8 protein-coding genes are annotated in these 9,868 nt (G+C 30.4%); all 8 read right to left on the bottom strand.

Features of this window, described 5'->3' with window-relative positions; translation table 4 throughout:
* Positions 1 to 329: hypothetical protein (locus EHV01_RS01525; protein ID WP_422065908.1), on the bottom strand; the 329-nt coding region annotated here is incomplete at its 3' end.
* A gap of 607 nt (positions 330 to 936) precedes the next feature.
* A complete protein-coding gene (locus EHV01_RS01520) occupies positions 937 to 1,611 on the bottom strand; it encodes a hypothetical protein (protein WP_422065907.1) in 675 nt (224 codons plus the stop codon).
* Between the two features lie 46 nt (positions 1,612 to 1,657).
* The gene (locus EHV01_RS01515) at positions 1,658 to 3,148 is read right to left on the bottom strand and encodes a type IV secretion system DNA-binding domain-containing protein (protein WP_422065906.1); all 1,491 of its coding nucleotides are present in this window, start codon (positions 3,146 to 3,148) and stop codon (positions 1,658 to 1,660) included.
* An 11-nt stretch (positions 3,149 to 3,159) separates the two neighbouring features.
* On the bottom strand, positions 3,160 to 5,667 hold the full coding sequence (locus EHV01_RS01510) for an Mbov_0397 family ICE element conjugal transfer ATPase (protein ID WP_422065905.1): 2,508 nt from the start codon (positions 5,665 to 5,667) through the stop codon (positions 3,160 to 3,162).
* A gap of 2 nt (positions 5,668 to 5,669) precedes the next feature.
* Complete coding sequence (locus EHV01_RS01505) at positions 5,670 to 6,017, bottom strand: hypothetical protein (RefSeq protein ID WP_422065904.1); 348 nt, start codon at positions 6,015 to 6,017, stop codon at positions 5,670 to 5,672.
* 98 nt (positions 6,018 to 6,115) lie between these two features.
* Positions 6,116 to 7,585 carry an Mbov_0396 family ICE element transmembrane protein gene (locus tag EHV01_RS01500; protein ID WP_422065903.1) on the bottom strand — a complete coding sequence of 490 codons (1,470 nt, stop codon included), beginning with the start codon at positions 7,583 to 7,585 and terminating at the stop codon, positions 6,116 to 6,118.
* A 16-nt stretch (positions 7,586 to 7,601) separates the two neighbouring features.
* A complete protein-coding gene (locus tag EHV01_RS01495; RefSeq protein ID WP_422065902.1) occupies positions 7,602 to 7,877 on the bottom strand; it encodes an Mbov_0395 family pilin-like conjugal transfer protein in 276 nt (91 codons plus the stop codon).
* On the bottom strand, positions 7,877 to 9,652 hold the full coding sequence (locus tag EHV01_RS01490) for a hypothetical protein (RefSeq protein WP_422065901.1): 1,776 nt from the start codon (positions 9,650 to 9,652) through the stop codon (positions 7,877 to 7,879). Before EHV01_RS01490 ends, EHV01_RS01495 begins: the two co-directional genes overlap by 1 nt.
* Positions 9,653 to 9,868 lie beyond the last annotated feature (216 nt).

Here is a 9,868-nt window from a genome sequence, read left to right as displayed (position 1 = left end):
TKSRTTTTGAGCTCCCGCTCGGTTTGATAGTGTGTGATGTCGGTTTGACTACAAAGTCATTTGATGAGCATGTCTTGGTGTTGTAATTCATAATAATTTACTTTAATGCTTTTTTTATGAACTCGCCCTAAATGACTTTGAGCTTTACTAGTTAAAGTATAATAGTTTTTCTTCGGTAGCATGTCCACATTCAGCATTTTTAAATTTATTAGTTTTGCTTTTTGTAATTGAATTGTTTTAATATTTTTGTTTAGTAACAAAGCGAATTGTTCTAAATTTAAATATCCTCAACGATTTATCATAATCAATATTTTCTCTAACTCACCCATAGTGTATCAACCCCTTACCAACCACTCTTGTCTTACTAACAGGGTGGGGTTTTTTCTTTTTTGCGTTCTCTTTTTTCTTTTAAGGGCTTGGGCAAAAAGAAAAAAGGGACAGGGTGGCTATTTATTGGTTGTATTTGTTGTAAAAAATACAACAAATAAATACCCACCACTGCGGAACACAAACATTAACCCGAAACCCCGTGCTATCAACAACGTTGGGAGTGCGGGGTTTCGGGTGCTTGGCGTGCCAAAATGCTTGTCTTTCCGCAGTATAAGCAAGATTATTAATAAGTATATAAACTTACTAAATACTTAATATAATTATATATTAAAAGTAATATATTTATTAATTTTGATATAAAACTCCAATTAAATTTTAAAATAACTAGGTTTTTATGTGATATTTTGTTTTGGTATAGTACAGGAATAGTTTTGGAATTATATTGGAAGAAAATGGATAATAAAAATAGGTGATTTGCCAAACAGCAAAAAGGATATGATGAAGACCATATCTTGGTTTTGATTATTTGTTGTCTTGCTACAACTCTGGTTTTACGCAAGCTCTCTGCTTTTGTTGGTAGGGGAGTTGAAGAACTCGATAGGGGAGTTAGACTAAGTTGTCTAATTCCGCTAATAACTGATTGAGTTCTTCTTCAGATAATTTTGGTGGCTCGCCCTTGTTTTTTTCATACAAGGTGTTATAATCATCAACAAGAGAATTATTTTCTCTATTTTGATTATTGGCGTGTGCAGCAGAATGTTTGGCTTTGATTGAAGCTTGAAATTCTGCTTTTTGTTTGGCCATTTGTTCTAATTCAGTTTGATATTTTTTATCAACGTCAGCTAAAAATTCTTCGCGGTTTTTAAACTTACGAAGACGTGGCTCAACATCTTGTCATTTTTCAAATTGACGGTGTAGGGTATTTAAGTGATGAAAATGATACATATTTGTTTTAATCATCGCGTCATAGCCAGTCGCTTTGATTCTTTCATCGAAATAAAACACATGATAAGCACCAAAAACTTTAATCCCAACATTATATCAATCAGGATTGTTTTTGTTTCTAATACAGGCCTTTTTGGGCACGACAATGAAGTTTTTACCAACCCGCACCTTATTTGATAATTCTGTATAATTAAAAACATCAGATTTATGGACAAAAAAGTTACACATGTGTTTTTGATTGTCTAACTGGTTAAAAACTTTAAATTGGCCACCATGTGGTAATTTAACAAAGTGATAATTTACTTGTTGTCCAAATTGAACTGTTTGTTTATTCATAATATATTTCCTTTCTGATAAGTAAATAATTTTTAATATTATTTATTTAATAGTAGTTTGGAATTACTTGAATTTTTTTAATAAATAATTTGCCACTCGGAAGCGTGGTTTTAAAATAGCATTCACCAATTTTAAGGATTTTAAGATCGTTCGGATGAACAACAAACTCATCGACCGAACGCACCGAGCCCATATTAGCGGTGCTATTTTTAAAGTCAAGTTGTCGTGTTATTTTTTCGGTTTCTTGGGTACCAAAGACACTCGCCACATATTCTGCGGTGTTTGGGTCTTTCAATGAATGACAAACAATAGTGCTAACATTTCCAAAAATAGTGTCTGTTAAATTCATATTGTTTGTTTTTAGGTCGTTGATTGTTTGAAACAACAAGAAACATTGATAATTAAATGCTCGTGATTTATTTATCAAGTTGATAATCGTTTCACTCGCAAAAACATTAAACTCATCTAAAACAATATTAATTTTTTGATTAACTGGTTTTAGAGCGGTTAATTCTTTTAAGTCTTGGATAATGATTTTACCAACCGAACCCGCCAGTTTCGGATACATCAACGAATTGATACTAAACAAAATCGTTTTATTTTTACTAATCAATTCTAACAAAGTATTTTTATTGCCCAAACTATCGTTTAGTTGTGTGTTGTAAACATTTAATTGATTATAAAGGCCGTTGATGTCTTTTTTATCAAAGTTGGATAATAACGAAAGGCTATTGTCATTAAAAACAAATAATTTTTCTAATTGTTTAATAGGAAAGTATTTAACTAAATTATCAAAAGTAATAGCTATATCATTTTTTAAAAGTGTATCAAGCAATAATAACAAATAATTGTGAGCAATATTTTGATAATACTGTTCGGAAAAGTCAAACAACGACATTATCTTATCCGCTAAAATAACCTTATCTTTATTTGTAAAAGGGTTATATTTTGTGTTACCACTAATTTCTCAAATAAAAGCATTGGGGTCTAGTTTTTTAACTTTATCAATTAAATCAATATCGCCTTTACCATCAATAATGATGATTATTTCGCGGAATTTAAACACTAACTCTTTTATAATTTGCATTAATGTTGTTGTTTTACCGCTACCAGTAGTGCCAACAAGAAGTGTGTGTTGAGTTAAATTAGCCGCAATTAAACCAATTTTATTGTTTAACATAACTAAATTGTTTTGTGGAATTTGGTTAAATTCTTGTGCTATTTTCTTTGATTTTTTCTTTTGTTCATAAGCAAATATATCAAAATGTTGTCATTTCTGATAACCAATAAACCCCATAAACACCATCACAACGATAATGCCAATAATTGCGGAAATTTTAAAGCAAGTATCTTCTGCATAAGCAGTTGAAAAATTTTGTCAAGTAACCGCCTTTAGTTTTATCCCCGCATAGCCAAGCGAAATAGGAATATTAATTAAAGCAATCAGCAAGAAAAAGATTAATACAGCAAAAATAATTCAAAAGATTACTTTTTGAAACTTATTAATTTTTTTATATCATTTTTTTATTTTACGCATACACATATCTCCTAACTAAAAACTTCTTGTTCTATTTCGCTTGCTTCAACATTCAATAATATTCGGTTATTGGCACCAATCGAAAACAGACAAGTTCCTGCTGGTGCGGTTGCGATCATATCTTTTTGATATTGATTTAATCTTCCACTTGCAGAAATTAAATTATCATAATCTTGTAAATCACTCGCCGCTAAATGATGAACAAACTGATATAAACAGTTGTTTATTATCCCTTGGGCTTGCGTTTTAATATTCGCATTGCCCATAAAATCATTGATGTTTTGTGTCATAATATACAAAATACCGTTATATTTACGAATACGTTTTGTCATTTCAAATAAGAAATTCAACGCTAAGGTATTATTTTCATTAATCAATAAATGAGCTTCATCAATGGCAATACAAATTCATTGTTGTTCAGTAATTGGTAATGCTTGGTTTTTGGCTTTGTTTTGTTTTACTACCTTATCCAAAAACGAAAGCATTAAAAACAACTGAGCGTTTTGTCGGTTTTTGTTTGCTGTTAATTCGTGGGTATCAAAAACAATCAAATCACTTTTTAGCGACAAAGTACTTATTCCGTTTCACAAAGAACCATCAGCTCCTTCGGCAAGTTTTCATAAAACATTGTATACGTGTGATTTATTACTTTCGCTTTTTTCTTGTTTTTCAATTAAACTAAACAAATGCGATAAAGTAGGATAATCATGAGCAGTTAATTTATTTAATTCTGTTTTATCAGTAATTTTAAAATCTTGGTATAGTTTTAAAATTGTTTGTTGTAATAAACTTAAATCAACATCCGTTAAAGACGGATATAAAATCTTAAATCATTGTTCTAATAAAGAAATATGTTCTAGTAAATCATCTGAAAAAATTTCTAACGGATTTATTCGTGCTTTGTCCGATTTGCCAATTGGGATAATTTCCCCACCATAGTAATTAGCTAATTGATGGTATTCCCGTTCAGGGTCAATAATATAAATTTTTGTATTATTACAATATAATCAATTTAATTGCTTTTTAGCATTAAATGTTTTACCACTTCCTGTCATTCCGACAATAAAAGCATTACTACTATTGCGGAAACTATCGCGCACTTTTATATCAAAACTAATCGGTTCATCTAGATCATTCGTTCCCAAGAGCAGCCCATTATTATCATTTAAAGGTGTTGCTACAAACGGATAACTACTTGCTAACGAAATAACCGGAATTTCTTGTCATCATTCAGTACTGTTTTTAATACTGTTGTTTCAAACAAAATTATATGCTTTTAACTGCTGAAATTTTAATTCATCAGAGACAAAACCCTTCTTTGTCATTTCACTTATTAACATCGTTCTAATACTATCTAGTTCTTTTTTTGTATCAGCAAAACAAGTAAACATAATTGAAACCATTTTCAAGGTTTCACCGCCATTTTGAACCATATTCATTAATTCTGTAAAATGTTCCAAGTATGATTGATATTTAATTTCTTCGCTTGTTTTGCTTGTTGTTTGAATTTCAGCACGATTAATGGCACGGTCAAGCAATTTCAATGCTTCTTGTTCTAAAATGTGATGAACTTTAATATTGACATTAACATTGCTTAAATTTGCAATAAATCCCAGTCAAGTATCAGGCACAATCAACGGATATTGTGATACAGTTAAATAAGAAATAAATTTATTATCAACTGTCACATAATTAGCAAATTGTCTAATTTTATGTGGTTTATCAACAACATTATTCGTTGGAATAATATTGCGTTGAACTAATAAACTTGTTTCTTCAAATGTTGCTTTAATAAATTTAATGTTATTATCAAATTCATTAATAACATATCTTAATTTTTGATTTATTAAAGTAACATTATCGCCGGTAATCATTAAAAAGTATGCAGTTTTTAATTTTTGATTACCATATTGCAAATTCAAATATCAATTTTTTAAATTTGTTAACTGAGTTTTTTTAAACTCAGTTTTTTCTTTGTCTAAAAAATTATCAATATGTTTAATTTGTTCGTTAAATTCATACGGGGTTTGAATTTTACAAATTTCAAAATCAATATCTATTGTTTTGAAAATACTAGATAATTTATAAATAGGGATATCGCGTTCTTGTTGATTTGCCAACGAAATATCAACCGCTTCAATACGATACAAAACGGCAACTTTATTTGAAAAAGTAATAACATTATTTTCTATTTTTTGAATTTTACTAATTTTTAAAACATCGTTATTTTGTTTTTTAACAAAAATATATTTGAATGCTGTTCAAATAACGCTGTATATTTTAGTGCCGTTTTTCGTTGGAAACATTAAAATTAAACTTATCAATCACATAAAAATCGTAATAAGCACACTAGCAATTATTTGATACTTAAATAAAAATGAAAAAATTAAGGCTGTAATTAAAAAATCAATTACAATAATTGCAATTTCAACTTTGCCAATCCCACCAAGAGCATTAGAAATCGTAAAACGAATTTTACTGGCTCGTTTTGTAATAATGCGAGCTTTGTTATCATCCATAATTATTCGCCTCCTAGGTTTTTTGTTGCTTGTTGTTTTTTAACTCAAGCAACTATTTTTTTAAACTCATTTTGATATTGATTAATTAAGTGTTGTCCTTGTCATATCTCATTTTTTAAATGTTTGTTACTGTCAGCGTCATATGTTCATATTGCATATTCATCATTCTTTTTAATACCAACAGCAAGCATTTTTCCGTTACGTGAACCGTGAATACATTTTTTACTAATTCACACCGACAACCCCTTATGTTCGGGAATTGAAAATAAAACGGCTTTCTCAGTTTCTCGTTTTAGTTTTCGCCGAGCCATGATGTTTACTGTTACTCATTCATTTTGTTTTGTTTCCATCTTATTTTTTCTTTCTAAACGTTTATATATAACACACTGAGTTAATATTCTTATTAACGAAAATAACATTCAATGCGTTATAAACGATAATTTAAAAATTATTTATCAGTGAACCACTGATTAATTTTTTCGCTTGTTTTACTATGTTGGTTTTTATAATCGCCAGTGAATGCATTTTTAAATTGTGCCTTGGCAACATTTTTAAACCCGTGTTCTTTCGCTCCAACTTGATATGCACGAACCGCTCCAATTCCACGAGCAGTTTTTTTACTTAAATTATAACTAGCACGAACACCACTTACGGTCAACGCCCCACCAGTCATAAAAGCATTGGTTGCTACTTTCAACCCCATTATGTTACCAATGCCATCACCCAACGATGTATTACCACCCAACAACGATGATAAGAGTTGCGGCGATTTCACAACAACAATTCCAAACGCAAAAACACCTAATAAAGTAAAAATTGGTCTTGTTGTTGGGCCGGGAATGGCTTTACCAATTTCCGCGAATACAGACATACTCCATAAAAACAAACTATACGCTAAGAACACCATATTAAAACTAATAAAGCGAGCAACAGTTAATTCTTTTCAGTTTTTAAATCTTCTTCCATCATCTTGAATTGCTGATACTATCACAACGGGCGATAAAACATAAAGAATTAATAACTCCGCAGTTCGCCAGAATAAAAACAACGCAATCAACAAGAAAATGTAGATCATAAAGCCCTCAGAAAACAAACACAACAAATAATTAAAATGTCCACTATCTTTAAATGTTCAACTTGCAGGAACATAATCAAAGTCGTGCATCCCATTATCAAACGACGAATTAAAGATAAACAAACCAATATTTTGTATATTCAAGTTACTTACTTGCATAATCGCTTGGGTTAGTAAGTTAACAATAACATTTAAAGTATAAAAAATAATAGGAATTGTCGGAATTGCAACAAACAATAAAATCATATTACGCAATGTTATTTTTAACTTACTATGTTTTTCATCCGACAACATTATTTCAATCATTCTTCCTGCCAACAACAAAACCAATATTATTCCCGCAATCGATAACATCACAATAAATAACATCGGTACCCCATTAGATGTATTATTTTCAAACAACAAACGATTCGCCAAATTCCCACCCGACATAAAAGCAATTATGTCTTGGAATTTATTTAAAAGTCACAACAACGGTTTTATGAAAATAATATATAAGATAGCAAATACCGCCTCCATAATTTTACCCAGCAACCAACTTGGAGCATCCCCACCAGTAGTATCGGAGGCCGTTTGACTGTACTGAATAAATAATTCTGAGGCGTGAGTGCTAGTGAAATGATTGATTGTGTCAGAGGCAAATATCGCCATAATCGCAACAATAATTACAACAATAATTATTGTTATTAACATCAATGGCAAAAATGCTATAATAAGAAAGATAGCCATTTTCTTAATCATATTATTGACAATGGCTATGACATTTTTAAAAGATGTTGGCTTTATCTTGGCTGACTTGCCAACAACGAAAGGGTTTTTCAAACCTTTTTTATTTTGCACCATTTTTTAACGCCCCCTTTTATGCAATTCCTAAAATAACATCTTTTAGACCCAAGACAATTGCACTCGCCAAAATCACAATTCCCAAACAAACACCAATCCAAGTAACACGAGCAATCGTTTCTCTGCGTTGTTCGGCGTTTTTGGCAAATTTACCAGCAATGCCATAGTATGCCACCATAACAATTCCAATAACGATTGCTACTCCGATTAGAATTGGCATTCCAACAGAAATTATTTTATTGCCAATTTCTTGTAAGCTAGTTGCGCCACTTGTCCCTAAGAAAGTCATCATTATTTATCACCTCGTTGTTTTGCTTCTCATTCTTCATCATCTTTTTTCATTTGGGCAATATCTTTTTCTGTTTTTGCCACAAAGGCTTTTTCTTTTTTCTCGCGGATTGGTTTTAAAATAAACGGGTCAACCACAAATTTTTTAAACAACCATCAAAGAACGAATAAACCCAACAACGAACCAACAACAATTCCAAAGATAGCCCAAATACCCAAACCAGATTTTTTATTATTATCTGGTGTATTAGTGTTTTTTATTTGCAAGGTAAATTGTTCTGAAGTCGCATTATTGTATTTAACAGTAATGTTTACTTTGTCATTTGGGTTAAACTCACCTTGTTTCAAAACAAATGAAACTTTGTTTACATCATAATTGCTGGTATTTACATCGGGAATTTTGATGGTGCTTGGAATTTGGGTTTTTAACTGCTCTATAACTTGCTCTTTTGTCAACGATTCGGTTACTGACAGTTTACCATTGGTTTTAAACCAAACAGCAAGAGCAGTTGCAAATTGACTATCGGGCGCTATCTTTTTCCAATTTGCACTAGCTTTAATGATTTTATTTGACTCTGTTGCATTAAGTTTTTTAATGCTTTCATTATAATCATTAAAATTTGCTCACTGATAAAACTGCTCGCCTTGGTCTGTGTTTCAAAAGTTAGGTGTTAAATTATCTTTGTTCAAAACAACATAATAAAAACTTGAATTAACAGCGCTATCTTTTGTTTCAACTAAAAACCGACCTTGATATGAATTTAACATTGTTGCATTTAAAGATACATTACCAGTAATATCTAATTTTTGTCCGTTTTTTTGTCATTTTTCATTTAAACCATATACAATACCATTTTGTACTGTTGTGCCAGTTGGTTGATTTAAACTGACTTTAACTTCGGTATCAGAATAATACAAATCACTAGTTAATGTAGTATTTCCTACTTTATCATTGGTTGGTACTTGATAAATATAACTAGCAACATTGCCAAAAGACGATGTGTTTTTTTGTACAGTAATACTTGGTTGTGTCAATAATGATGACACAATAATTTGTCCTATATAACTTTTCCCATCAATTTTAAATGCTATTTCAATTTTATAATCTTTATTTTCAACAGTGGTGCTATCTACTGGCAAGTCAAAATCCCAGCTTTTATTCGGACTAGGCATAATAGAACCGTTGACTTTAACAGTATCGATATCAGTGTTTACAATTTTAACTTTAACTTGTCCATTAGTTACTAATTGATATGGTTTTATTCAATAACCATTTTTATCATCAGCAATAGAAAAGTTTATTCCTTTCTGAAATGGTGTAATATCATTTCAATTTACAACTTTACCAGTTTTTACATCAATTAATGGTAAAGTTATTGGTTCTAACACTCCTTCTCATCTAAATAATTCTGTAACAGAATATCATTCACCATCTAAAGCAACACCATTATTTCAGACATTACCAAATGGTTTGTCAATATCATTGTTTTTAAATTTAATAATTATAAAATCATCAGTTGTTTTAGATTTTCTTACAGACATTATATATAATTTATTATTACGCACATTAAATTCTTCATTAAATGTACCACTTATAATTTTTCAATTTAAATTTAAATTTTTAATATCAGACATTTGTATTTGTAATCCGTTAGTAATTTCTTTATTAGTTGTCCCAACATCGCGTTTGACACGAGTTTGTACTGTGTTGGCAAGCAACGGCGCGGGAACGCTTGCTGTTAGCGTAGTTATGGTTAATATACTTAGTAACTTTTTCATTTCTTTATTTCCTTTCTGAATTCTCTTTTTAACAAAAAAAGAGAATAGCACCACCGCACTATTCCCACAAGACAATTTTTAACACATTTCACAAGCATACAAACAAAATACCCCAGTAAAATATGTTAAAATTGTCTGTGGAAACGCTAGGTGTTAACTAGTGTTTCCACGATAGTAATTTATTTTAGGATAAATTACTATCACCAAATTTTTATT

The sequence above is a fragment of the Spiroplasma sp. hy2 genome (genome assembly GCF_044714365.1).
Lineage (GTDB): Bacteria > Bacillota_I > Bacilli_A > Mycoplasmatales > Mycoplasmataceae > Spiroplasma > Spiroplasma phoeniceum.
This window is presented reverse-complemented; position numbering and strand designations above follow the sequence as displayed.